Below are 25,187 nucleotides of genomic sequence, written 5' to 3'. Positions count from 1 at the left end.
CTGACAAGACATCCAGCCCTCTCTTCCCTGCAATCCTCACCAGCCTGCGCGACGGTTACCGCATCAAGTTTGTCCGGCTTCGATCCGAAAAAGATGTGGATCTCCGCAGCCCTCCGTCTATCTGCGCCCCGAGGACGCCATGTTCGACGTCTCCACATTCCGGCTCCAAGACATGACCGCTTGCAGTGCGGCCTTGCGACAGCTTGGGGCCGATGCGTCTTCCATTGAAATCGCGGCAGACCGAATTACACGATACCTCTACACCACTCTGACGACCGGACCGGACGAAGATCCGGCCTGCGTCCTCGTACGGCTGTTCAAGACTCACCCCTACGACCGGCTCAGCCCCGAACTGCAAGCGCTGGCCGATGCCCGCCTTGGAGGCAAACCTGCCAATCTCGGCATGAAGTGCTTGACTCTGCTTGCCAGCACGGGAGCCGTTGAAGGCTGGAACCACCCGGCTCAATCCAGCCGCTTCCGCGTCATCCCGCTGAGCGGACCGGATGCCCTGGCCAAACTGCCGATGTTCTCTCAGCTCTTCGCCCAATTTCGCATTGATCTGCCGTTTCTCGAACAAGCCGGCTCCTCCCTCCTGACGGATCAATACGCCACCACCTTCAACGCCTTCCATGTCCCACAGGCGCTCGGTAGTCCCTACGTGCCGGGCCAGACCGAATTCGTCGTGCCGTTTGGCATTCAATCCGTGTTCGGCTTCGGAGGGTTGCTCGCGACCGGCGAAATGTTCACAGTGATTCTCTTTGCGAACGTTCCCGTCACGAAAGATACCGCCGACCTCTGTAAAGCGTTCGCCCTCTCAACCAAACTGACCCTGGCGCCATTCGAGCACAATCGGCTGATCCTTCCCCCGACCGTAAACACCTCGTCGGTCGATCAGGCATTGGCAACGAACCAGCTCGCCTCCTTGCAGGACCGTGTCGCGACCCTTGAATCGATTCTGGCCGTACAAGAGCATGCGGTTGCAATCCAATCCGACAGGCTCGCAGCAACTTTGGCGGACGAAGTCAGGCATGGACGGGAACTGCAGGAGCAGAGTTTGCGATTTGAAACCCTGTCGGCCACCTCCCCAGTCGGCATCTTTGAAACCGATGCGAATGGAAGCTATCTCTATACCAATGATGCTTGGCGGACGATCTCCGGGCTATCCCTCGCAGAAAGCTTGGGCGAAGGGTGGAGTCGAGCCGTTTTTGCAGAGGATCGCCCCACAGTGTCTGCGGCCTGGAGTCGGACCGCGAAGACTGGGGGAGAATTTTCGCTTGAGTTCAGGATGCAACGGCCCGACGGGTCGATCCGCTGGGTGCATGCCCGCTCACGCCCGCTGAGGAGCGAGACCGATCAAGTGGTCGGCCATGTCGGCACCACGGAAGACATCACCGAAAGGAAGCACACGGACGCGGCGCTGCGCGAGAGCGAAGCCCGGCTGCGGGACGCCCAGGCCATGGCGCATCTCGGCAACTGGGAGCTGGATCTGGTGAATGACCGGCTGCTGTGGTCGGATGAAATCTTCCGGATCTTCGAGATCGACCAGGCGCAGTTCAGCGCCTCCTACGAAGCATTTTTGAACGCCGTCCATCCCGACGACCGGGCACTGGTGAATGAGACCTACCAGCGGTCGGTGGAGAACCGCACCTCCTATGCGATCGTCCATCGGCTACTGATGCCGGATGGACGGATCAAGTATGTGCAGGAACGTGGTGAAACGACCTATGACGGCGAGGGGCGTCCATTGCGCTCCGTGGGCACGGTTCAGGACATCACAGAACGACGGGAAGATCAGCTGCAGCTGCAGCACTCTCAAGCGTTGCTGCATGCGGTGTTCGACCACCTCCCCAATATGGTGTTTGTGAAGGATGCCAAGACTCTGCGCTTCGTGGAATTCAATAAGGCGGGCGAGCGCCTTACCGGCTTTTCGCGCGAGGAATTGCTGGGAAAATCGGACTATGATTTCTTTCCCCCAGAGGAGGCCGACTTCTTTACCGGCAAAGACCGCGCCGTCCTGGCCGGTGGCTCCATGCTGGAAATTCCCGAGGAAGAGATCAAGACCAAGCACCGGGGCATCCGCATCCTGCAGACCAAGAAACTCCCGCTGTACGATGCCTACGGCACGCCGCAGTATCTCTTAGGCATTTCCGAAGACATCACCGACCGGAGAGCCGCCGAAGTACAATTCAAACAGGTATTCGAGTCGAGTTACGTCGGAATGCTGATGGTGGCGGACGACGGAAGGATCACTCTGGCGAACCCCCGGATCGAACAGACCTTCGGCTATCGCCGCGACGAACTGATCGGACAACCGGTGGAGATCCTTCTTCCGGAGCGCTTCCGCACGGCCCATCATGGTCAACGGATGTCGTTCATGGCCTCAGGTGCGTCCCGACCGATGGCCGAGGGCCGAGAACTCCACGGGTGCCGCAAGGATGGAGGAGAGTTTCCCGTTGAGATCGGGCTGACTCCGGTCAATACTCCGCAAGGACGCCAGGTCCTCGCCTCGATCACCGATATCACGGAACGTAAGCAGAACGACGCCGCTCGCTTCCGGCTGCAGCAGGCCATCGAACATGCCCAAGACGGCATGGCCCTGCTCGACGACACCGGCCAATACATCTACATGAACCAGGCCCACGCCTCAATATTCGGCTACACCGTTGACGATCTGCTCGGCAAAAGCTGGACAAAGCTGCACCCCGTTGAATGGGCGGCGATGATCGAACAGATGTACCTCCCGATCCTGCATTCGACAGGGCAATGGCAAGGCGAGGTGGTCGGGAAACAGAAGTCCGGAAATGCCTTCCACATTGATCTCTCGCTGACCCTCTTGGAAGATCCGGGCACCGGCCGCCGGACCATCCTCTGTACCTGCCGCGATATCACCCGCCGGAAACAGATGGAACGGGATCTGATCGATGCCAAAGATGCCGCCGAAGCCGGCATTCGGGCGAAATCCGAGTTCCTCGCCACCATGAGCCACGAAATCCGCACCCCGATGAACGGCCTCCTGGGCATGACCGGACTCCTGCTCGATACTACTCTCACGCCTGAACAACAAGAATTTGTGCAGACCCTGAAGCATTCCGGCGAGTCGTTGATGAGAATCATCAACGACATCCTGGACTATTCGAAAATTGAAGCCGGCAAACTCACGATCGAATCTATCCCGTTTGACGTGCGTACGACCATTGAGGACATCCTGGACCTGCTCGCCCCCACGGCGCAGAGCAAACAGCTTGAACTGGTGGGGTTGATCGATGCACAAGCCCCCAATGCCATGGTCGGAGACCCGGGACGCATCCGCCAGATCCTGACGAACCTGATCGGCAACGCCATTAAGTTCACGGAGCGCGGGGAGATCTTGGTGCAGGTGACGAAGACAGAAGAGGACGGCGCGTCCATCCTCCTGCGTTTTGAAATCGTCGACACCGGCGTGGGCCTGACCGAGGAAGCCAAGGCGAAACTCTTTCAATCCTTCACGCAGGCCGATAGCTCGACCGCTCGCAAATATGGCGGAACCGGCCTCGGCCTCGCCATCTGCAAGCGGCTGACGGAACTCATGGGGGGCCAGATCGGCCTACAGTCCTCTCCTGGAACCGGCACCTGTGTCTGGTTCACCCTCCGACTTTGCAAGCAGACTCCCGCCGCCACATCAACCCCGATGCCAACGCCCATCGACAGCCTAAGCGGCCTGCGCATCTGTCTCGTAGACGACAACGCCACCAATCGGAGCCTGCTTCAATACCATGCCTGCGATTGGAAGATGCACTACGAGAGCGCCGAGAGTGGGCCCTCGGCCTTGGACCTCATCCGCCGTGCCTCTGCCGAGGGGAAACCCTTCGATCTCGCCATTCTCGACATGCAGATGCCAGGCATGAACGGGCTTCAGCTCGGCCAGGCGATCAGGGCAGATACCCGCCTCGACCATACCCGACTCGTCCTCCTGACTTCGCTGGGTCGCCGAGGCGATGCGAAGGTTGCTCATTCAACAGGATTTTCAGGCTACCTCACGAAACCCGTGCGTAAAATGCACCTCTATGATTGCTTACGTCTGGTCATGGGACAGTCGCCCGTTCCCCAGGCCGACGAGCAGACCACCTCGGCCACTCCGGCACTCATCACCCGTCACCAGGTGGCGGAAGTTCACGCCCATAGACGCCTCCTGGTCGTCGACGACAATCCTGTGAATCAAAAAGTGGCCGTGAAAATGCTGGAGAAACTCGGCTATCGCGTCGATGTGGCGAGCAACGGGAACGAGGCGCTCGCAGCACTGACCCGCCATCACTACAATCTGGTGTTCATGGATTGTCAGATGCCTGAACTGGACGGATTTGAAACGACGAAAATGATCCGCACACATGAGCAGCCGGGCACCCGCCTTCCCATCATCGCCATGACCGCCAATGCGATGGCCGGCGACCGCGAACACTGCCTGGCCTCGGGCATGGATGATTTTGTGAGTAAACCGGTCAAGAGTCAGGATCTCCACCGAGTACTGACTCAGTGGCTGCCCCCATCCGACAACCGAGCGGCGGCGTAGACAGCGATGATGCTCCACCCACCAACCTCCTTTGTGTTCATCGGGGCGGGATTGCCCCTTGCCGGGACCCTCGACGCATGGATGCACACACACTTTGCTGAACCTCTGAACGTGGCATCCGTGACCACCGTTCCCGATGCGCTGGATTATCTCCAGTCGCACCGAGTCGATCTGATCCTTGTCGACGAAGCAACGGCACGGACCGAATTGCGCACGATCCATACTGCCTCACCCACCACTGCGATCATAGGGCTGGTCATGAAGATGGACGAATCCGTTCAGCTTCTCATGCTTCGGCAAGGCGTTCACGAGGTGCTCTGCCTGCTCCCGTCGACCGACGCCGATCACGCGCGCACCATTGAACGGGCCGTGGCCCGTGTGAATGGACGCGCCGGGCTTCTTAAATCGGATGAACCGCGCCCCGACATCGCCGCCGCTCCGCCACGGTTGATCCATGATCTGAACAATCTCCTGACCTCCATCAACGGGTTTGCCGATCTTCTGCTCGCGCAACTCACGCCGGACCATCCCGCACGAACGGGCGCCGAGCAAATTCGTCTGGCCGGAAAACGAGCGGCCACGTTGCTCAAGGCGCAGTCAGCGGCACATTCAAGCGCGGCGCCGCCCTCCTCACCGACCGTCCCGTCGATCACCGCCAACGCTGCGTAGCCGGCGACACTCCGGCGAAGTCGCTCAACTTCTCACAGCTGAATTGACAGGTTGTACAACGCACTTTAGGATACGCGGCACACGTGGCCCTGAGCGGGCCTATGACTGGTTGAGGAGGCCTGATGTCCAGCGAGCATTCGTCCCCGTCCCATACGCCGACACGATCGCACCGGACCCCGGTTGCCCAGATCGAACATGTCTTTGAACTCGTCGTCTTTGCCAGCCGCTGGATTCAAGCGCCGCTGTATGGAGGGCTCATCGTCGCGGAGCTGCTCTACGCCTATAAGTTTTTGATCGAGCTCTGGGAGATGGTCCGGCACATCAATCAGCAGGAAGAGACCATCTTTATGCTGGGGGTCCTCGGATTGATCGATGTCACGATGGTCGCGAATCTGCTCACCATGGTGATCATCGGCGGCTACGCAACATTCGTCAGCAAGTTGGATCTGGAAGAGCATCCGGATCGCCCGGACTGGCTGACCCACATCGACCCCGGTACCATCAAGATCAAACTCGCATCCTCACTGATCGGGATCTCCAGCATCCATCTCTTAAAATCGTTCGTGAACATCGCGAATGAAGATATTGAACATATCAAATGGAAGATCTTCATCCACCTCACCTTCCTCGGCTCCGCGATCCTCCTTGCGTGGAGCGACAAGATCATGCAGAGAGATAAAAAGCACTGATCCGGGATCGAAACCCATACAAGGCTGTATTACTCCCGACCCATTGTTGAGCGCCCGGTCGATCTGCACGGAACCGTACCGGTGAAAACCTGACTCTCCGGTCTTTGCACCGGGACACATCACGGAATGGCTCTTGCGGACCTCTTCGTCTCATCTGCGACCGTGCCCCCATTCTTAGACTCCACGATTGGAGACCATCATGCGTCGCATTGGTTTCATCACACTCCTGACCCTTCCGCTTCTGACCGCCTGCACGTCGTCGCTCATTGATCTGCGAGGGAGTCTCGATGTGCATCGATCCTCGTTTGAAGAAAAGCTCGCGGGCGATTCTGTGAAGGCTGAACAATTCCGGGCCTGCATCCGACAAGCGCATGACGGAACCAGCCTGCCGCTCAGTATTGCGACAGAGCCCCCTGCAACAGGATCGGTCAGTTCGCCTATCACGATCGGCGGCAGACTCCGGGCACCCGTGCAAGCGTTGGTTGAACGGATTCTCGATCGAACCGGAAGCAACGCGGCATCCTTACGTGTCCTTTCCGATATGGCAGGCGATTTCGCTGACCCTTCTCGTCGCAAATTGGATCTGGACAAACTCCGCCTGCTCACCGACGCAATCCGCCACTGGCAGACCCATCTCGATTTCGATGAGGATACGTTGGCGCGAGACCCCTCGCTCTTTGCTCAACTCCTCCTCGCCTACAACCAGGCCTACTTCGGCGACGTGCGCTATGCCATTACCCCCGACGCCGCCGCAGGAACGGTGCGCGGGATCGTCCAAGTCACCTCGCGAGGGTTTGTGGACCGCGGGGGGAACACCGTTCGGTTTCCCGGCCTCTCCGCCACCGCGCAGATTGACGCGACCCATGCCGTTGAACCGACAACGACGCCCATCAACTCACAACGGGTCAGCGCCGACCTCACCCGCCTGTTTCTGGAAGCCTTCTTCGACGCCGCCTTCCGTGTTCCCGCCGTGCAACAGGCAACGGCCCTCCGTCTGCCGACGACGGCCGCCCCCTATCCGGCTTTCGATCCGTCTCACCCGCCCATTTCGTTTGAAGCTCTGGCCACCGTGACGCGCCAGGCCCTCAGAACTGAAGCTGTCGTCACCTCTCTGACAGGAAAAGCCGTGCGCGGCGGGGGCTTGTTCGGCACGAACAACGAAACCGTCGCCGCCACGCTCGAAACAGCCGCGGGAGTTTTTGCAAAGAAACTCGTCGAGCACGAAGGCTTCTGCTATTTTCAAGTCACACAGCATCCCTAATCGCTCAACATCAGCGCATATGACGAACTGACGAGGACGCAATGACACGCACACTCTCACTCAGCCTGAGCCTGGGATACCTTCTCGCTCTCAGCGGGTGTTTTGCCAAGATCCACCAGCTCCCCGCTCATACCGACCAGCACCAGCCGGTCTTTGCCCCGTTGCCCGATCGAGACACAGTGGTCGGCCTCGCCGTATCAGGCGGCGGGAGCCGCGCCGCAACCTTCGCTGCCGGCACGCTGGAAGCCCTCGCGAATGTCCGCTTCATGGAGGCCGGACAGGAACGCAGCGTCCTGGAAGCGGTCACCCATATGTCCAGCGTCTCGGGCGGGAGTCTGGCGACGGCCTACTACGCCGTCAAGAAACCGGCAAAGACGGAGCCTATGTTTGCCGGCCAACAACTGTCTCCCGCGTATCAGCAGTTTTTCGCCCGCTTCAAAGATGACATGCAGAAGAACTTTCAGATCCGGGCACTGGGGCGTCAGGTGCTGAACTTCCGGGTGGCCAACCCCACCAAGTTCGCGCATTCGTTCGCCGATGTCTGGGATGCCAACTTTTTCGACGAGATCACCTTTGCCGGATTGTATGAGCGAACCAGACATGGAGATGCGCCGCAGATCATGCTGAACGGCACGATGTACAACTCAGGCCGTCGGCTCGTGCTGACCACGCTGGCCCCGGCGAACTTTGCCTACGATTTCACCGCAGAGTTGCGCGCCAAGCTGATCGCCAAGGGCCTCCAATTCACCCCGGAAGGCAAGGCCAGCTTCGACCGCAGCGTGGATCGGGCCAAGAACCAGTTCCTCCCGTTAACCGTGGAAGACCTCGGCGGTGATCACCGCACGCTGCCGGTGTCGCTCGCCGTGGCCACCTCCGCCTCATTTCCACCGGTGGTCGGACCGGTGACCTATCAGACAGCGGGATCCTCATCCTATACCCACGTCGGCGACGGCGGGCTCTTCGATAATCTCGGCACGGAATCACTGACCACCCTTTTCCTGAACAAGTTGAATCCGGCTCACCCGCAAACACGACGCGGGCTGATCCTCGTCATCGACACCTCCTATCCCTTCGATGAGGGGGCGGCCGACCTCGGTAGAAGCGAGAAAGGGTTTGAGGTTTTTATCGAGGATCCTTCCCGGATTGTCGGCATCATGGAAGAACGGGCCAACGCCTATCAGGCAATGCTCTGGCACAGCCTCCGAACCGAAGGCGTCCTGCTCCCCGACTACAATCAGCTCAAACTCATCATCCTCCGGCATACCGACGCCGAGTGGGCTCAAGACGATCCGATCCCCGCCGGATGCCCTTCGGGGCTCACCCCGGAGGACGTGAAGCGGGTGATCCGGCAGATTCCAACCTTGTTTAAGATCGACGAGGACTGCCACGCGCCGCTGCTGTTCGCCGCGGCGAAGAAAGTCGTGGAGAAACAGCAGGGCCGGATTGTGACATTCTTACAAGCGGCCCCGGCGCATTGACTGCCGGACTGACCGAGAGAGCAACCGGACACGTGCATGATCATGATGGATTCTGACCAGACCGACGGCCCGATCCCGCTGGCGCAAGTCCTTGCAGAGGAAGCGGCGGAACTGCACGACGTCCATCTCTCGTTCCCCGACCATCTGTCGCCGGACGAGCACTTGAAGCATGTCTTCGCATCGATCCATCAGTTGAATCCCACACGTTCCGCACTCTGTCTCTCCGGCGGGGGCATTCGCAGCGCCACCTTCGGGCTTGGAGTGTTGCAGGGGTTGGCACGGCACAATCTGCTCCGGCATTTCGATTACCTCTCCACCGTATCGGGTGGCGGCTACATCGGCAGCTGGCTGAGTGCCTGGATTCGTCGCGATCCGGGCGGCCTCCAGGGTGTCTGCGACCAACTGGGGCAGGCCGCACCGCCCGGTACGTCAGCCTATGAGCCCGAGCCGGTGAGTTGGCTCCGTACCTACAGCAATTACCTCAGTCCTCGACTGGGTCTGATGTCGGCTGATTCCTGGACGCTGATCGGCACCTATTTACGCAATCTCCTCCTGAATTGGCTGGTGCTCGTCCCATTCTTACTGGCACTGCTGGCCCTCCCCCTGCTCTACCGAGCCACGCTGCACATGCCGGCTTCCCCGGCAGCCATGACGGCGTTGATGATTCTGGGATCCGCCGGTTTGCTGATCAACCTGACGTATCTACACCTCTGCCGGCCGAGCCTGTGGAAACTGCGACAAGCCCCCTTCTGGAAACAGGTCGAGGCCCAACGGACATTCCTCTTCGCCTGTCTCTTGCCGCTCATGGTAGCGGTCAGCTGTCTCACCATCGCCTGGGAATGGTTTTACCGGCAGCCGGACTACTCACTCGATCACCTCTCCTTATTGGGCTTTTCCAGCTTGTTCACTCTGGCCTTGGGATCTGGCGCCATGCACCTGACCGCGTGGCTCGTCGCGGCCATGATCCTCCGCCGGCCATGGCTCGACTGGTGGCGTTTCTTCGAGTCACTGACAATTGTCCTAAGCGGCCTGCTCGGAGGAGGACTCCTCTGGGTCGCCCTCATGAAACTCGATCGAATCAAAGGGCTCGATCCCGATCTGCTCTGGTACACCTGCGCAGCAGTCCCGGCATTCCTCTCCCTCTTCCTTCTTGCCGCGACCCTCTTCATCGGCATCGCCAGCCGCTCGACCGGAGACGGCGACAGGGAATGGTGGGGCCGCGCAGGGTCGTGGGTGCTGATCGCGTCCGTCTGCTGGGCCGGCCTGGGAAGCATCACCATCTTCGGTCCAGCCTTGTGGGGAAAACTGTCTTCCTGGGTCGCATCGGCCGGCGGGATCACCGGCGTCTTAACCGTGATACTGGGATTCAGCGCCAAGACCAATGCGAAGCCCTCAGGGTCTGAATCAGCCTGGTGGGAGCGACTCGGAAATCATGTCTATCTGCTCCTGCTGGCGCCGCTGACCATCGGGCTCATCCTCATTCAGTTAGCGCGCATCACGCAGGCCATCGTCACGGAGGCACCGTGGTTTCAGGTCGGCGAATTCATCATCGGCATGGCGCTCTTCAGTGTACTGTTGTCCGTCGTCATCAATATCAATAAGTTTTCGCTGCACTCGATGTATCGCAATCGCTTGATTCGAGCCTATCTTGGTGCGTCGCGGTGGAACACGCGCACATCCAATCCCTTCACGGGGTTCGATTCGGGAGATAACCTTGCCATGGCCGATCTCGCTCCCCAAGCGAGCGCGGTGCAGAAACCCTTCCACGTGGTCAACATCGCCCTGAATCTGGTCCATGGGAACAATCTCGCCTGGCAACAACGCAAGGCCCAGTCCTTTACCGTGTCACAGCTGCATTGTGGCAGCTTCGTGAGCCAGCTCGGCTATCGGCGATCATCCGAATACGGGAAGAACCCGGCCGTCAATCAACCCATCACCCTCGGCACCGCGCTCGCCATTTCCGGCGCAGCTGCCAGTCCGAACATGGGCTATCACTCCTCGCCGGCCATCACCTTTCTCCTGACGCTGTTCAATGTCCGGCTCGGATGGTGGCTCGGCAATCCCGGCCGCGCCGGGCAAGACACCTACAAGCGGTCCTGCCCGGAGTTCGCCGTCGGGCCGATGCTGGCGGAAGCATTCGGCTTCACCAATGAACAGAAGCGGTATGTCTACCTCTCCGACGGCGGACACTTCGAGAACCTCGGGCTCTATGAGATGGTGCTGCGGCGATGCCACTACATTCTTGTGAGTGACGCCGGCTGCGATGAGAAGATGGAATTTCAGGACTTGGGAAATGCGATCCGGAAGATCCGGATCGATCAGGGAATCGATATTGATATCAACGTCGAGCCGCTACGACCGTCAGCCCAGCATCGCTCCGGGGTCCACTATGCAGTAGGGGCCATCCGCTATAGTCGTGTCGATCCTTGCGCCCCTGACGGCGTCCTGATCTATCTCAAGCCTTCGCTCAGCGGCGATGAACCGGTCGACGTGCTGGAGTACGCGGCCCATCACGAGCAGTTCCCGCACGAACCGACATCGGATCAGTTTTTCGATGAGTCACAATTCGAATCGTACCGCCGATTGGGAGAGCATGTGGCAACGGAAGTCTTCGCCTCTGTCACCACTCAGGCCACCACTCTGCCGGAGATCTTCGACAGCATTCACGCACAGGACAACCCGTCTCTACCAAAACCCTCGGTCTTGCCCTAGCGCAAGCCCGCAGCTATTACCAGGCCGGCGTTGTCATCCCCTTCGCGTCTCGCCATTGCGGGGTCCAAGCCAGGGCTACGAGCTTCACCGCGATGTTGGATTTAGTGGGCTTGATGGAAATGGTCTCGAGCTTTTCGTTCAACGGATCGGTCGCGGCCGCCCATGCATCGCTCTCGGTTTTGAACTGCGCTTCGAGATCCGCCAGCTGCTGCTGCAACACCGCCACGTTTTCTTCGGCGTGACCGACATCCTGCGACTCTTTCATTACACGGCCGGCGCTCTTGATCGCCGTCGTCGCGCGTCCGATATTCGTGGCGCTGATCGTCTTCCGACCCAAGAACGCGCCAAGGATCGAAGCGCCGACACTGATGGCCGCCTGCACCTGACTGGAACGGGACTCCGCTTGCTGCTTGGCCTTCATCTGATCGGCTCGCCGGATGCGGTCCTGTAGCGTCGCAATTTTCGGTGCGTACTTCTGGCGTAACGACTCGGCCGCCTTATCCCGCAGCTCGCGGCCGGACTGTTGGAGTCGTACACGGAAATCCCGTTCGGACTCGCCCGGCTTGGATACGTCTTTCGTGGTCGGGCTCTTGAACAGCTCGAGCTTCTGGGTCCTGAACAGCCAGCCGCCGAAATCTTTGTTCCAATCGGCATAGCTCTTGGCCTTGCTCGCGCCGGCCGGAAACGGAAGGAACTGGGCATCACTCTCCGGCGACTGCTCCAGATCGGCGACGGCCAGATCCGCGGCAACGGCATGATCCCAATCGACCGCCACGGCGCCGTCGCTCATGGGCGCTAACACCGTCACGTCCTGCATCTGGTCGATGCCGCTCTTCGTATCGGAGAACCGGATCTGAGACGATCCCAACAGCATCGGGGCATACACAAGGTCGCTCCCCTCCGGCTTGGCCCCACGCAACGGCACAAACTGCTGCGGCACATCCGGCGGGACAATCGGACGAGCGCCACCTTTGGCACTCTTCACCGACTGAGCTGCCGGAGTTGAGGTCGTCGCGGCATGAACGGCTCGCTGCGGATCCATCAACTGTTTGATCTGCGTTCTCGTCAGAGGGCCGCGCAAGTACGAGAGACACCAGCGGGTTTCGAATACGACCGGCTCGTCTTCATGCACATTGTTCATCAAGAAGATTCTGGCTCCAAGCCCTGCCAGCGTCTGTTCCATCCGCCCCTTGTCGAACTTCTTCCCCGCGCTGGAGGAGGCACCCTCCAATCCCTCGAGCACCCGCGCCTTATCGCGCTCCGTCTGCAACCGTCCGATGAACCAGGTGCCGGTGTTGGCGAGGCCTTTGTAGTCGAGATCGACGGGATTTTGCGTCGCCAGCACCACGCCCAGTCCGAACGCGCGGGCCTGCTTGAGCAGCGTCATCAGCGGCAGCTTCGACGGCGGATTCGCCACCGGCGGGAAATAGCCGAAAATTTCATCCATATAGAGGAGCGCCCGCAAGCTGGTCGTGCCCGATTGCCCCCGCATCCATCCGACCATCTGACTCAGTAAGAGCGTCACGAAGAACATGCGCTCGGCGTCGTTCAGATGCGCGATGGAGAAGATCGCCAGACGCGGCTTGCCCGCGGGCGTATAGAGAAGCGACTGAATATCGAGCGCCTCTCCTTCGAGCCAGGATTGGAAGCCGGGCGCGGCGAGCAGATTATTCAACTTCATGGCCAGCGCGAAGCGGTCTTTCGAGGGGAAGAAAGAGTCCAGGTCCATCACACCGATCTTTGTGACCGGCGGAGTTTGAATGGCATGAATGAGCGCGGCGAGATCCAGATCTTCCTCGTTCCTCCATGTGCGATCCAGAATCGTGGAGAGCAGAATGTGCTCGCGACTCTGAATCGGATCGGCTTCGATACCGAGCAAACCCAGCAAACTGGTCACGGTGGTGCTGATGCGTTCGCGGAACAGTTCAGCATCCTCGCGCACATCAGCGGCCGGCGCGGCGAAGGACTTCAGAATGGAAACCGGAAGTCCCGCGTTGCTGCCCGGCGTGTAGATAGCCACATCGGCCGCATCCCGCAGCCGCTGAATGCGCGCGCCGTCCTGCTGCCAGCCCGCCAGCCCCTTCGTCCACAGCTCGGCCTGCGCCTTGGCATAGTCGGCCGGCGACAATCCCTTCTTGCGTGCGTCGTCTTCGTTGATCCAGGGTTGAAAGTCTTCACCCTTCAGACTCGGAAACGTCAGCATCAAATTGCCGAGATCGCCCTTGGGGTCGATGATAATGGCGGGAATGTTGTCGATGGCCGCTTCTTCGAGGAGAGAGAGACAGAGGCCGGTCTTCCCGCTGCCGGTCATGCCGACGCAGACCGCATGAGTGACCAGATCTTTTGAGTCGTAGAGCAGCCAGCCCGGCTTCGCCTGCTTCGCCGCCATGTCATAGGGACGGCCCAGATAGAACACCCCGAGCTTTTCGAAGTCTTCGGCAGTGCTCGACGGTTTGGCTACAGCAGCGGACTTGCCTGAATCTTTCTTTTTCGTCGCCATGCGAATCCTCCCTACGGATGTGCGCCGCCATTCTAGCAGGATGCGGAAAAAGTCCGCCAGCAGCGTTCTCGCTTCGTTCAGCGGCTCAACGTACCGAAGCGTACGCCTCACCCCTTCGCTCGCTGCGGCCTTGCCGGACGGCCTTTTTGCGTATCCTGCATGGATGTTCAGCGCCCTCTCACACCTCGATATGTGTGACGGCTACAGAAGACATCATGAGTTTCTCCGCCGCCTGTTAGTAATCGTGACGCCGCACTGCAAGCGGAGGCCCTGATTTCATTTCCCCTTGCGCGAACTCCCGATCCCTTGCAAGATGCCGCCTATGAAATTTCCCGAATCCGTGAAACAGATTCTACTTGCAGCGGCCCTGCTCATCTCGCTGCCTGCTGCCGGGCATGCCGAGCCCCCGGCCCAAAGCATCCATTGGGGGGCGATCGGCTATCCCGACCACGACCGTACGCTGGCGCTCGGGCTCACGGTGGTCGACCGGTTCACGGAATTCGACGGGGCCGGCAACCGCTACAACGACATCCGGGAAACGATGGGATTCAACTTCTTTTCCCTCAGCTGGACGGAACGGCTGGAAACATTCAAAGGGTGGAACGCCAATTTCACCGCCGGCGGAGGACCGACGCGGGATGGATTCAGCCGCTTCCTGCAGAATGACGTGATTCACAAACTGCGCGGCTTCGATCCGGTTCCCGTGGGGAACAAGCGGGAGACCGATGATTTCATGGTCAGCAGTTCACTCACGCGCTGGATGAGCCTGTGGGGATCGGACGACGTGTTCTTTGCCGGAGTGGGGGCCGCCGGCGGATCGCTCTACTATGAGCCCTACGCCCAGGCCGGGTTCCGCCGGCTGTCCCCGTTCGCCGCTGTGCCGTGGGTTTCCGACCATCTACGAATTTCCGCGATGGGCCGCGTGGGACGGCCGTTCGGGGGAGCGGCCTTTCGGGAAGTGGCCGCCACCTCCTGGATCGCCCAAGGCTCGGTCGGGATCGGCAACTATGCCGACTGGAGCTGCCCCTGCACCAGTCCATGGGAAATCGAGATCGCGGCTACCATCGATTCGGGACTGTTCGTGGACCAGAAGAAAGCATCGCTTGAAGAGCGGTTTATCTCCGTCGCAGTCCGGTATGCCGCCGTAACCTTTGAAACCTGGAATGACTTGATCAACCAGAAAGACTACGGTCCGACCTTCGGCGCCCGCCTGACGTTCGATCTGCTGTATCTCTACGACCGCTGGTTCTTGAACTAACCCGCCTACCATTCCTTGAAGATCAAAAAGACCGCCCCGATCATCAGGCCGAACCCGGCCAGATAATTCCACTTCAGCGGCTCTTTCAGATACAGCACCGAAAAGATGCAGAACACCACGAGCGTGATGACTTCCTGAATCGTTTTCAACTGTGCAGCATTGAATTCGTAGTGCCCGATGCGGTTGGCCGGCACCTGGAAACAATACTCAAAGAACGCAATCCCCCAACTCACCAGCACCACTATCCACAACGGCGAATCCTTGTACTTCAAATGCCCATACCAGGCGAAGGTCATGAAGATGTTGGAGATGGTGAGTAGAAGAATGGTGTGCATGGGCTCCTTTCGTCGAAACGCGGGCCGCTATCAGTTCTCACAGCTCCCAAGGCCATTGAGATTGCTCTATGCACTGGTCGCTTAAGTTCGCAAGAATGTTTTCCGTTGTTTCAAGCAGTACAGATCCCGTGATCGCATGATTATCTTCATATCGTATGCTGCCATCCATCCGTGTAACGCGAGTAACAAGGGGGAACCGGACCCTATGGACCGCTCGACAGCGCAAATAGCGATAAAGCATTTCACAAAGCGAGAAGAGCGGGAGATGCTGAAGAAGGTTCTCTCGATCAAAGGATTGTGGTGGTTTCAGATCCACTGAAGCTACAAAGTCGTGCTGTGAAATGTAGCGTGTTCCGTTCTTGATTTGGCCTTCTCCGCCATAGGTCGAGACTATTATTTGGGAGACATCCGCGTGATTCTTTAGCTTTAGGTAGTCCCCATGATTCTGAAATTCCGAGCGTGGCCATTGCAGAAAGAAAAGGAGGTCTACTTGTTCGTAAAAGTCTCTCTTCCCCGAATATTCACGAACAACTGTTTTGTAGGCTCTGTTATCTTGCTCGCCTGGATAGCGTAGTGAGCCCAAGCCCCCGATGTAACAACTCAGAACTAATATGGCCTCCAGATAGTATTTGGGATCGCTCAGGAGCGACTTAACTCTAGCAAGATCCTCCTGCCACCCTTGGAAGTAATCTCTTATGACGTCTATGTTTCCAGTCAAGCTCAGCACCCTATCGGAAACCAGTATCATCGGTCTGAAAGACACTGCGGCTGAAGGCCATTAGCGCCGTTAGACGCTCCCACCCTTTCCTTCCTTAGCGGGGTGGAAGGGCAGAGCTTTTGAGAGTCGGCATGGCGGGCGCGGGTAGATGACAGCCATGAGAGCGCCGCAGTGCGACGGCTTGCGACCATTGGTCGCGCTTTAGAGTCGCACGCGGTGAGTACGGAGCCAGAAGCAACCTCTATCCATCCCATCATGGCGACTCTCGAAAGATCTGCCCTTCTCTACCCCGTGCCCCTCTCGCTTCCTAACGCGGACAGGCACCGCCGAACGGCGGAGCCAGTCCCCTATAACCCCGCTTCTTTCAGCACCTGCCCTGTGTATGATCGCTTCGACTTCGCCACTTCCCTGGGCGGGCCTTCGACCACGATTTCGCCGCCGCGGTCGCCGCCCTCGGGGCCGAGGTCGATGATCCAGTCGGCGTTCTTGATGACGTCGAGATTGTGCTCGATGACCAAAACGGTATTGCCAGCTTCCACCAAACGATCCAGCACATCGATCAGCCGCTGCACGTCGGCGAAATGGAGCCCGGTGGTCGGCTCGTCCAGGATGTACATGGTCCGCCCGGTGGGCCGCTTCGAGAGTTCGCGCGACAATTTGACCCGCTGGGCTTCGCCGCCGGAAAGTGTTGTGGCAGACTGGCCGAGCTTCACATAGTGCAACCCGACATCGTGCAACGTTTCGAGCTTCCGCTTGATGAAGGGAATGTGCTCGAAGAATTCCACCGCGTCGTCGACGGTCATATTCAACACATCGGCGATGCTCTTGCCCTTATGCAAAATCTCCATCGTTTCGCGATTGTACCGCTGGCCCTTGCAGACCTCGCAGGTCACATAGACATCCGGCAGGAAATGCATCTCGATCTTGATCAGCCCGTCGCCCTGGCAGGCTTCGCAGCGCCCGCCTTTGACGTTGAAACTGTAGCGCCCGGGCTTGTACCCGCGGACACGGGACTCCGGCAGATTCGAATAGAGATCCCGGATGAAGCTGAACAGGCCGGTATAGGTGGCCGGATTAGATCGCGGCGTCCGGCCGATCGGGGACTGATCGATGTCGATGACCTTATCCAGCGCATCCACGCCGCGCAGCTCCTTACAGCCGTCAATCTTGGGTTTCTTCTGATAAAGCATCTGCGAGAGCGAATGGAACAGGACCTCGAGGACGAGCGTACTCTTCCCCGAACCAGAGACGCCGGTCACGCAGGTCAACATGCCTAACGGAATCTTCGCCGTCACATTCTTGAGGTTGTGCTTCTGCGCGTTCGCGACTGTGAGATAGCCCTTCGGCTTGCGGTCGCGCTGCGGCAGCGAGACGGTCTGAATGCCGCGCAGATACTGGCCGGTGATGGAATCGGGATTGCCCATCACCTCTTGCGGCGTCCCCTGGGCGATGACATGGCCGCCTTGCGTGCCGGCGCCGGGCCCCATGTCGAGCAGGTGATCTGCGGCCATCATCGTTTCGGCGTCATGCTCCACCACCACGACCGTATTGCCGAGATCGCGCAACCGCAGCAGAGTCTGCAAGAGCCGGCGGTTGTCCCGCTGGTGCAACCCGATCGACGGTTCGTCGAGAATATAGAGGACGCCGACGAGGCCTGAGCCAATTTGCGTGGCCAGCCTGATCCGCTGTCCCTCGCCGCCGGACAAAGTCGCCGCTGCCCGATTCAGTGTGAGGTAGTCCAACCCGACGTTCACCAGAAAACCGAGCCGTTCGCGAATCTCTTTCAAAATGCGATGCGCGATGACGAGTTCACGATCGGTAAACTTCAGCGAGACAAAAAACTCCGCCGCGGCTCTGATCGACAGGCTCGTGACTTCGGCGATGGATTTCCTCTCCAGCTTGATCGCGAGGCTTTCCGGCTTGAGCCTGGCGCCCTGGCAGACCTCGCAGGCATCCAGCAACGTAAAATCCTCTTCTTCCGGACAGCCGGGGGTCATGGCGTAACCGATGCCGTCGCAGGCCGGGCAAGCTCCGTGCGGGCTATTAAATGAGAAGATGCGCGGTTCGACTTCCGGGTAGCTCACGCCGCACTTGATGCAGGCCAGCTTGTCGCTATAGAGACGCGTCTTGCCGTTATCGGTCAGGACCGCCACCAGTCCGCCGGTGAGTTTCAACGAGGTCTCGACCGAGTCGGCCAGGCGCCGCATCAGCGCATCCCCCGCCTTCATCACCAGGCGATCGACGATGATTTCAATCGTGTGCTTCTTCTGTTTATCGAGGACGATGTCCTCTCCGAGATCGACGATCTCGCCGTTCACGCGGGCCCGGACATACCCGGCCTTGCGCATCTCAAGCAGCTCTTTGCGATATTCCCCTTTTCGCCCCCGGACAATCGGCGCCAAAATCTGAAACTTGCTTCCTTCCGGCAGACCTGCGATGGCATCAACCATCTGCTGAACGGTCTGCGCGGCGATTTCTTCTCCGCACTGAAAACAGTAGGGGCGCCCGACCCGCGCGAACAGCAATCGCAGATAGTCGTAGATCTCCGTGACGGTCCCGACAGTGGAACGAGGATTGTGGCTGGTACTCTTTTGCTCGATGGAAATCGCGGGCGACAGCCCCTCGATCGAATCGACATCCGGCTTGCCCATCTGCTCCAGGAACTGCCGGGCGTAGGCCGACAGGGATTCGACATAACGCCGCTGCCCTTCGGCGTAAATGGTGTCGAACGCGAGCGACGACTTGCCCGATCCGCTCAAGCCGGTAATGACCACCAGCTTATCGCGCGGAATCGTGACGTCGATATTTTTGAGGTTATGTTCGCGGGCGCCTTTTATGGTGATCATATTGCTCATAGGCGCGGGATTATACCATGGCCGTCCTGTTGCCTTGACAAAGTCTGAAAGCAGGTGTTACCACGGCGCCATGGTACAAGCGCGACAATCTTCTGCTCCATCCGGCACCCAGGCCCCTGCGCAGGCGGTGTCGACCTGGTCAGGACCGGCACGCGAACAGGCCGTACAGCGAATGTTCACGGCCATCGCGGGCGTCTACGATCTCAACAACACGCTGCTGAGCTTCGGACTCCATTACCGCTGGAAGAAAATCACGGCGTCGGTCGTCCCGCAAGTCGAACAGGGAACCGCGCTCGATGTGGGAGCCGGCACGGCCGACCTGGCTCTGTTGGTCGAACCCCGCATGGGAACCAACGGCCGCGTGGTCGCCTCCGATCTCAATCACGCGATGCTCGCCGAGGGGCTCAAGAAGGTGGATCTCAAAGGGCGCACGGGCAAGATCTCCTGCCTGCAAGCCAATGCAGAGCATCTCGGATTCACGGACAACACATTCGATGCAGTGACGACCGGCTTTTGCATGCGTAACGTCGGCAACCTCCCGCAAGCGGTCGGTGAAATTCGCCGGGTGATGAAACCGGGCGGCACGTTTGTCTGCCTGGAGTTCTCCCGGCCAGTCTTCGGCTGGCTGCGCGCGCTCTATGATTGGTATTCGTTCAAACTGCTGCCCTGGATCGGAACGAAGGTCGCGCGGGACACCACCGGCGTCTACGAGTATCTGCCCGCCTCCATCCGCACGTTTCCCGATCAGGAGCGGCTCTGCCAGATTTTACGTGAAGCCGGCTTCCGCCAGGTGTCCTATAAGAACCTCACGGGCGGGATCGTCGCGATCCATGTGGCGGTGAAATAAGCCCATGAATTCTGTTCTTTACGTCTTCCTGCCATGCAAGAAGGTCTATCCGATCGGGATCACCTATCTGGCCGACTTTATTCACCGCCGCCAGCCGGACGTGCGCCAGCAGATCCTCGACCTGTCGCTTTTCCCCGTCTCAAAGCGCAGCCAAGCCCTCCGCGATGCGGCGACGGCCTTCAAGCCGGACCTGGTCTGCTTCTCCTGGCGGGATATTCAGATCTTCTCGCCGCACGAGGGCGATTCGTCGCTGGAGCATGCGTTCAATTTCTATTTCGCCAGCAATCCGCTCAAGCGCATAGTCGCCTCGTTCGAAGGGGTGAAACAGCTCTACCGCTACTACAGCCACATCTACAAAATTCTGTCGTATCCCTGGCTGATCCGGAAAGAGTTTTCAAAGGCGCAGATCATGATCGGGGGCGGAGCCTTTACAGCCTTTGCCGACCAGCTCATCGAGAAATTGCCGGAGGGGACGATCGGCCTGCTCGGCGAAGGGGAAGATGCGATCCTGAAAGTGATCGAAGGCCGCTCGATCGAAGACGAACGCTATATCATCAAAGAAGGCGGGAAAGTCCGGAAAGGCCAGCAGGGCTCACCAGCGCTGCTCGATGCCCTGACGGTCGATCTGCCTTACCTGACGTCGATTTTCCCCCAGCATCGTGAATTTATCGGTGAATCGATCGGCGTACAGACCAAACGGGGCTGTCCCTACGACTGCGCCTTCTGCCTCTACCCCTATATTGAGGGAAAGCGGGTCCGGTATCGGCCGCCGTCCATGGTAGTGAAGGATATTACTCAGCATTACCACCAGTGGGGTGCTCGGCGGTTCTGGTTTACCGATGCGCAGTTCATCACCGGGAAAGAGGCCTATCCGCAATGCACGGAGATCCTGGAGCGGATTGTCAGCGAAAAACTGGAGATCGAGTGGTCCGGCTATATCCGCACCTCGCTCATTACGCCTGAGTTGGCGAAGCTAATGGTGCGGTCGGGCGTGGGAGATTTGGAAGTGGCCATTACCTCCGGCTCTCAGGAGGTGCTGAACAACCTCCATATGGGGTTTAAGCTCGAGCGCCTCTATGATGGATGCCGCTACCTGGCCGAAGCCGGATTCAAGGGCAAGGTTATCCTAAACTATTCACTCAACTCCCCCAAAGAGACCGAAGAGACACTGTTGCAGAGCGTGGAGTCCTATAAGATCGTGGCCTCGATTCTGGGGGAGGAACGGGTGTTCCCGCTGATGTTCTTCCTGGGAATTCAGCCAAATACTGATCTTGAACAGCGCTTGCTTGAAGAAGGCTACCTGTCAGCCGGCTATAATCCCTTGATGCTGACCCCGACCAGCATCCGGAAGCTGCTCTATAACCCAGCCCCCCTTAACAGCTTCATCGCCAAAGCCTGTCTGAAGGCCTGGGAGCGGAAGGAAGGCAGTCGCGACCCCAGAAAATGGACCGGCTCCCTCTCTCAAACAGCGTCCGCCGATGCGACGGGTCAATCCGGCCAATACGCGGACAAAAGCCTCCTCAAAGGGATCGAAGGGAACTCCGGCCGGGACGCCCTGCTGTCTCTGGAAGAAATTCTCAAGTCGCGCAAGAACCCATCTACTTCTGTGACATCTTCCTCCAAATCCTCAGCGACACCCGTTTCCTAAACTCGCTGCCCACGAGGCCTTTGACTCCGGATCTTCGCCTTGCATTCCAGATTGGCCCAATGCTATTATCCGACCTCTTTTATGCCGGGGATCTCAGGCAACCGTTTGGTTTTTCTCACAATTATGACGGTTCTCCCCGACAAAAAGAGGCCTTGGAGGAGGCGTCTCAATGTATAAGACCATCTATATCCCGGTCGATAATTCCGACCATTCGAATACAGCGGTCGACGTGGGCGTCGAGTTCGCAAAGACCTTCGGGTCCAAGATCGTCGGCAGCCACGTGTACGCCGCGAAGATGCACGACAAGCGCTTCAAGCAAATGGAAGCGGGATTGCCTGAGGAGTATCACGATGAAAAGGAACTGGACCGCCAGCGGCAGATCCACGATTCGCTGATCACGCGCGGACTCCAGATCATCACGGACTCCTACCTCGACTACGTCGACAAGAAGTGCAACGAGTCCAACCTCCCGATCGAACGCAAATCCCTCGAAGGGCGCAATTGGAAAGTGCTCGTCGAAGATATCAATACGAACGCCTACGATCTGGTCATCATGGGCGCGCTGGGCGTCGGCGCAGTGAAAGACAGCGTGATCGGCAGCAATACCGAGCGCGTGATCCGCCGCATCCGCAACTCGGACATGTTCATCATCAAGAACACCGAACCGATGAATAACGGCAAGATCGTCGTGGCAGTAGACGGCAGCCCTTATTCGTTCGGCGGGTTGATGACGGGTCTGGCCCTCGGCAAGGCTTTCAACCGGCCGGTCGAAGTCATCTCCGCCTTCGATCCGTACTTCCATTACGCGGCCTTCCACAGCATCTCCGGCGTGTTGAACGAAGAAGCCGGCAAGGTCTTCCGGTTCAAGGAACAGGAAAAGCTGCACGAAGAAATTATCGACAGCGGCCTGGCCAAAATCTATCAGTCACACCTCGATGTTTCCCGTGAAATTGCCCAAGCCGAGAACACCGACGTCAAGACGACCCTTCTTGACGGCAAAGCCTTTGAAAAAATCATTCAGTACGTCCGCAAGGATACCCCCTGGCTGCTCATCGTCGGCCGCATCGGCGTCCATAGCGATGAAGACATGGACATCGGCAGCAACACGGAAAACCTGTTGCGCAGCGCCGCCTGTAACGTCCTGGTGTCCAATCGCAAGTACGTGCCGCCGATCGATACGCAAGCCGAGTACACCATCGCTTGGACGGAAGAGGCCTTGCGGCGGATGGAAAAGATTCCGATCTTCGCTCGCGGCGTGGCCAAGACCGCGGTCCATCGTTATGCCATTGAAAAAGGCCACACGATCATCAGCAACACGGTTCTCGATATCGCCATCGGACACATTCTTCCCAAAGGAGCCATGGATGCCATGCGCGCCCTCGGGGGCAGTCTGGATGCCGCCGGCATCGACCGGGACAAGATGCAGGCGGACGATTCGGTCGCCAAAGACCTCATGGGCAACACCCTGAGCGGCATGATGACCGGCATCGTGGAAGAAAAGCCGAAGAACTCGGTCGGGACCCAGGCCTACCTCGACCGCATGAGCCAGAATTATTTCGTCTGCGACGGATGCGGCTACATCGGGAAGGGCGACGCGCCCGTGAAATGCCCGGTCTGCTCCGCCGACGGCGACAAGTTCAAGCTGGTCGACAAACAGATTTTCGAAGCGGCCGCCAAGGCCGAAGGCGAGCTGGAAACCGATCTCGCTTACGACGATGTCCCCATGCAATGGACGAAGGACGCGAAAGAAGCGATCCGCGCGGTTCCCGCCGGATTCCAACGTCGCCGCGCCAAGGCCAGAATCGAAAAAAGCGCCAGAAAGCTCGGCATGACGACGATTACACTCGAATACGCCGCCCCCACGATCAAGGAAGCGGCGGACGAAGACTATCAGCCGATTTTCGCGAACAAAGGCACCGGCACCGCGCCGGTCGCCGAAGAAAAGCTGGCCGCCATGGCCAATGGGACGAACGGCGAGCATGCGAACGGCAACGGCGCTGCCAAGCCGGCGGAAAATTCTCCGTTTACCTGGAGCGCTGACGCTCAGGCCAGGCTGGAGCGGGCCCCTGAAGGTTTCATGCGCGATTGCACCAAGGCCTTGATTGAAAAGCATGCGGAGAAGATCGGAGCGACCCTTATTACGGCTGAAGTGGCCAATGAGGGGATCGAACAGGCCAAGGGCTATATGGCCGATGCGATGAAGACCGGCAATCTGAAGGACATGATTGCCAATCTCACCGGTTCGAAGTCCGGGGCCAACTGATGAGTAAATCGCTCCCGATGCTGAGCCTTCCCTCGCTGCAGGGAGCGCTCGGGTCGCTTCAACAACAGATCACGCAGTTCATGACCCCTGCGTCGAAGGGCGAAGGAGTGTACGACGGCCGGACCGTCGATGACTTCAAGCCGTATCTCGTTGCGCTCAATCTGACGAAACGCTGCAATCTCAAGTGCGATCACTGCTACCTCGATGCCACCACCAAGTCGGCCGGCGGCGACGACGAGCTCTCCACTGAAGAGTGCTACAAGCTCATCGATCAAATTGCCGAAGTGAATAAAGGCTGCCTGCTGGTCATCACCGGCGGAGAGCCGCTGGTCCGTCCCGACATTCTCGATATCGCCCGCCACGCGGTGAAGCTCGGCTTCATGGTGGTCTTCGGGACCAACGGCATGCTCATCAACGATCAGATGGCCAAAGCCCTCGTCGAGATCGGCGTGATGGGCGTCGGCATCAGCATCGATTCGCTCGATGCCGCCAAGCACAATTCTTTCCGTGGCGTCCCGGGCGCCTGGGAGGCCGCGGTGGCCGGCATTGAAGCCAGCAAGCGCAACGGCCTTCAATTCCAAGTCCATTTCAGCGCGCAACCGATGAACTATCAGGAGCTGCCCGCGGTCATCGAGTGGTCACATCAACTGGGGGCGCGAGTCCTCAATGTGTTCTTCATGGTCTGCACGGGCCGCGGCGAAGAGCTCACGGACATCACGCCGGCGCAGTACGAGGAAGTGTTAGGCTATCTGGTCAATTGCCAGGACAATTATAAGGGCATGCTGGTCCGCGCCCGTTGCGCCCCCCACTTCAAGCGCCTGGCTTACGAGAAAGATCCGAACTCTCCCATCACCAAAGCGACCGGTTACATGGGCGGCGGCTGCCTCGCCGGCACCAACTACGCGCGCGTGACGCCGAACGGTGAATTGACGCCCTGTCCCTATATGCCGCTCTCTGCCGGCAATGTCCGCGAGAACAGCTTCGTCGATCTCTGGGAAAAGTCCGACGTCTTCAATTCCTTCCGCTACCCGCAGCTCAAGGGGAAATGCGGCGACTGCGAATATACCGACATCTGCGGGGGCTGCCGCGCCCGTCCGTACGTGGATCATGGCGACTGGCTGGATGAAGATGAGTGGTGCCTCTACACCCCCAAAGGCGGCGAGAAGATCAAGGTGGCCTTCAACGTCCCGGAAGAATCCGTCATCCCCTGGGACGAGGCATCCGAGCTACGCTTGAGCCGTATCCCCTATTTTCTCCGCGCGATGGTCAAAAAAGGCGTCGAGAAGCATGCCCGCGAGAATAGCATCTCGCTCATCACCATCGAGCTGATGGAAGAGCTCAGAAAAAAGCGATTCGGCAACGACGCCCCCGTCTTCAATTTCGACATGAAGGGTAAGGAGTGAGGTCG

At 59.0% G+C, this 25,187-nt stretch carries 14 protein-coding genes; 11 read left to right on the top strand and 3 right to left on the bottom strand.

What is annotated here, in order from left to right; genetic code table 11:
- Positions 1-139 precede the first annotated feature (139 nt).
- The 6 genes from Q7U39_13565 (at position 140) to Q7U39_13540 (ending at position 11,355) form a co-directional block, all read left to right on the top strand.
- Positions 140-4,546: a PAS domain S-box protein gene (locus Q7U39_13565; protein ID MDO9118980.1), complete on the top strand. Its 4,407-nt coding sequence runs from the start codon at positions 140-142 to the stop codon at positions 4,544-4,546.
- Between the two features lie 6 nt (positions 4,547-4,552).
- Entirely contained in the window at positions 4,553-5,215 is a 663-nt protein-coding gene (locus Q7U39_13560; protein ID MDO9118979.1) for a hypothetical protein, read from the top strand.
- A 122-nt stretch (positions 5,216-5,337) separates the two neighbouring features.
- The gene (locus Q7U39_13555) at positions 5,338-5,904 is read left to right on the top strand and encodes a TIGR00645 family protein (GenBank protein MDO9118978.1); all 567 of its coding nucleotides are present in this window, start codon (positions 5,338-5,340) and stop codon (positions 5,902-5,904) included.
- Between the two features lie 199 nt (positions 5,905-6,103).
- Positions 6,104-7,165 carry a hypothetical protein gene (locus tag Q7U39_13550; GenBank protein ID MDO9118977.1) on the top strand — a complete coding sequence of 354 codons (1,062 nt, stop codon included), beginning with the start codon at positions 6,104-6,106 and terminating at the stop codon, positions 7,163-7,165.
- A gap of 41 nt (positions 7,166-7,206) precedes the next feature.
- A complete protein-coding gene (locus Q7U39_13545; protein MDO9118976.1) occupies positions 7,207-8,643 on the top strand; it encodes a patatin-like phospholipase family protein in 1,437 nt (478 codons plus the stop codon).
- Between the two features lie 42 nt (positions 8,644-8,685).
- Positions 8,686-11,355 carry a patatin-like phospholipase family protein gene (locus Q7U39_13540; GenBank protein MDO9118975.1) on the top strand — a complete coding sequence of 890 codons (2,670 nt, stop codon included), beginning with the start codon at positions 8,686-8,688 and terminating at the stop codon, positions 11,353-11,355.
- A 16-nt stretch (positions 11,356-11,371) separates the two neighbouring features.
- Here the strand turns inward: Q7U39_13540 and Q7U39_13535 are convergent, their stop codons facing one another.
- A complete protein-coding gene (locus Q7U39_13535) occupies positions 11,372-13,855 on the bottom strand; it encodes an ATP-binding protein (GenBank protein MDO9118974.1) in 2,484 nt (827 codons plus the stop codon).
- Positions 13,856-14,177: 322 nt separating this feature from the next.
- Here Q7U39_13535 and Q7U39_13530 point away from each other — a divergent pair, with 322 nt between their 5' ends.
- On the top strand, positions 14,178-15,113 hold the full coding sequence (locus Q7U39_13530) for a hypothetical protein (protein MDO9118973.1): 936 nt from the start codon (positions 14,178-14,180) through the stop codon (positions 15,111-15,113).
- 5 nt (positions 15,114-15,118) lie between these two features.
- Here the strand turns inward: Q7U39_13530 and Q7U39_13525 are convergent, their stop codons facing one another.
- Together Q7U39_13525 and uvrA are read right to left on the bottom strand one after the other, a co-directional pair.
- Positions 15,119-15,448, bottom strand: coding sequence for a DMT family protein (locus tag Q7U39_13525; protein MDO9118972.1), 330 nt, complete (start codon positions 15,446-15,448; stop codon positions 15,119-15,121).
- A gap of 1,065 nt (positions 15,449-16,513) precedes the next feature.
- Entirely contained in the window at positions 16,514-19,012 is a 2,499-nt protein-coding gene (uvrA, locus tag Q7U39_13520; GenBank protein ID MDO9118971.1) for an excinuclease ABC subunit UvrA, read from the bottom strand.
- Positions 19,013-19,091: 79 nt separating this feature from the next.
- On the opposite strand from uvrA, the gene Q7U39_13515 reads away from it, so the two are divergent.
- The 4 genes from Q7U39_13515 (at position 19,092) to Q7U39_13500 (ending at position 25,182) form a co-directional block, all read left to right on the top strand.
- The gene (locus Q7U39_13515; protein ID MDO9118970.1) at positions 19,092-19,868 is read left to right on the top strand and encodes a class I SAM-dependent methyltransferase; all 777 of its coding nucleotides are present in this window, start codon (positions 19,092-19,094) and stop codon (positions 19,866-19,868) included.
- A gap of 4 nt (positions 19,869-19,872) precedes the next feature.
- Complete coding sequence (locus Q7U39_13510) at positions 19,873-21,516, top strand: radical SAM protein (protein MDO9118969.1); 1,644 nt, start codon at positions 19,873-19,875, stop codon at positions 21,514-21,516.
- A 169-nt stretch (positions 21,517-21,685) separates the two neighbouring features.
- A complete protein-coding gene (locus tag Q7U39_13505) occupies positions 21,686-23,779 on the top strand; it encodes a universal stress protein (GenBank protein ID MDO9118968.1) in 2,094 nt (697 codons plus the stop codon).
- Entirely contained in the window at positions 23,779-25,182 is a 1,404-nt protein-coding gene (locus Q7U39_13500; protein ID MDO9118967.1) for a radical SAM protein, read from the top strand. Before Q7U39_13505 ends, Q7U39_13500 begins: the two co-directional genes overlap by 1 nt.
- Positions 25,183-25,187: the final 5 nt, after the last annotated feature.

The sequence above is a fragment of the Nitrospira sp. genome, from assembly GCA_030653545.1.
In the GTDB taxonomy this organism is placed as follows: domain Bacteria; phylum Nitrospirota; class Nitrospiria; order Nitrospirales; family Nitrospiraceae; genus Nitrospira_D.
Note: the sequence above shows the minus strand (reverse complement) of the source record. Positions and strands in the feature narration are given on the sequence as shown.

Coding starts and splice junctions, on each gene's coding strand:
- Q7U39_13550 (MDO9118977.1), top strand. CDS start 6,104: ATGCGTCGCATTGGTTTCATCACACTCCTGACCCTTCCGCTTCTGACC.
- Q7U39_13525 (MDO9118972.1), bottom strand. CDS start 15,448: ATGCACACCATTCTTCTACTCACCATCTCCAACATCTTCATGACCTTC.
- Q7U39_13530 (MDO9118973.1), top strand. CDS start 14,178: ATGAAATTTCCCGAATCCGTGAAACAGATTCTACTTGCAGCGGCCCTG.
- Q7U39_13500 (MDO9118967.1), top strand. CDS start 23,779: ATGAGTAAATCGCTCCCGATGCTGAGCCTTCCCTCGCTGCAGGGAGCG.
- Q7U39_13545 (MDO9118976.1), top strand. CDS start 7,207: ATGACACGCACACTCTCACTCAGCCTGAGCCTGGGATACCTTCTCGCT.
- uvrA (MDO9118971.1), bottom strand. CDS start 19,012: ATGATCACCATAAAAGGCGCCCGCGAACATAACCTCAAAAATATCGAC.
- Q7U39_13555 (MDO9118978.1), top strand. CDS start 5,338: ATGTCCAGCGAGCATTCGTCCCCGTCCCATACGCCGACACGATCGCAC.
- Q7U39_13535 (MDO9118974.1), bottom strand. CDS start 13,855: ATGGCGACGAAAAAGAAAGATTCAGGCAAGTCCGCTGCTGTAGCCAAA.
- Q7U39_13560 (MDO9118979.1), top strand. CDS start 4,553: ATGATGCTCCACCCACCAACCTCCTTTGTGTTCATCGGGGCGGGATTG.
- Q7U39_13515 (MDO9118970.1), top strand. CDS start 19,092: ATGGTACAAGCGCGACAATCTTCTGCTCCATCCGGCACCCAGGCCCCT.
- Q7U39_13565 (MDO9118980.1), top strand. CDS start 140: ATGTTCGACGTCTCCACATTCCGGCTCCAAGACATGACCGCTTGCAGT.
- Q7U39_13510 (MDO9118969.1), top strand. CDS start 19,873: ATGAATTCTGTTCTTTACGTCTTCCTGCCATGCAAGAAGGTCTATCCG.
- Q7U39_13540 (MDO9118975.1), top strand. CDS start 8,686: ATGATGGATTCTGACCAGACCGACGGCCCGATCCCGCTGGCGCAAGTC.
- Q7U39_13505 (MDO9118968.1), top strand. CDS start 21,686: ATGTATAAGACCATCTATATCCCGGTCGATAATTCCGACCATTCGAAT.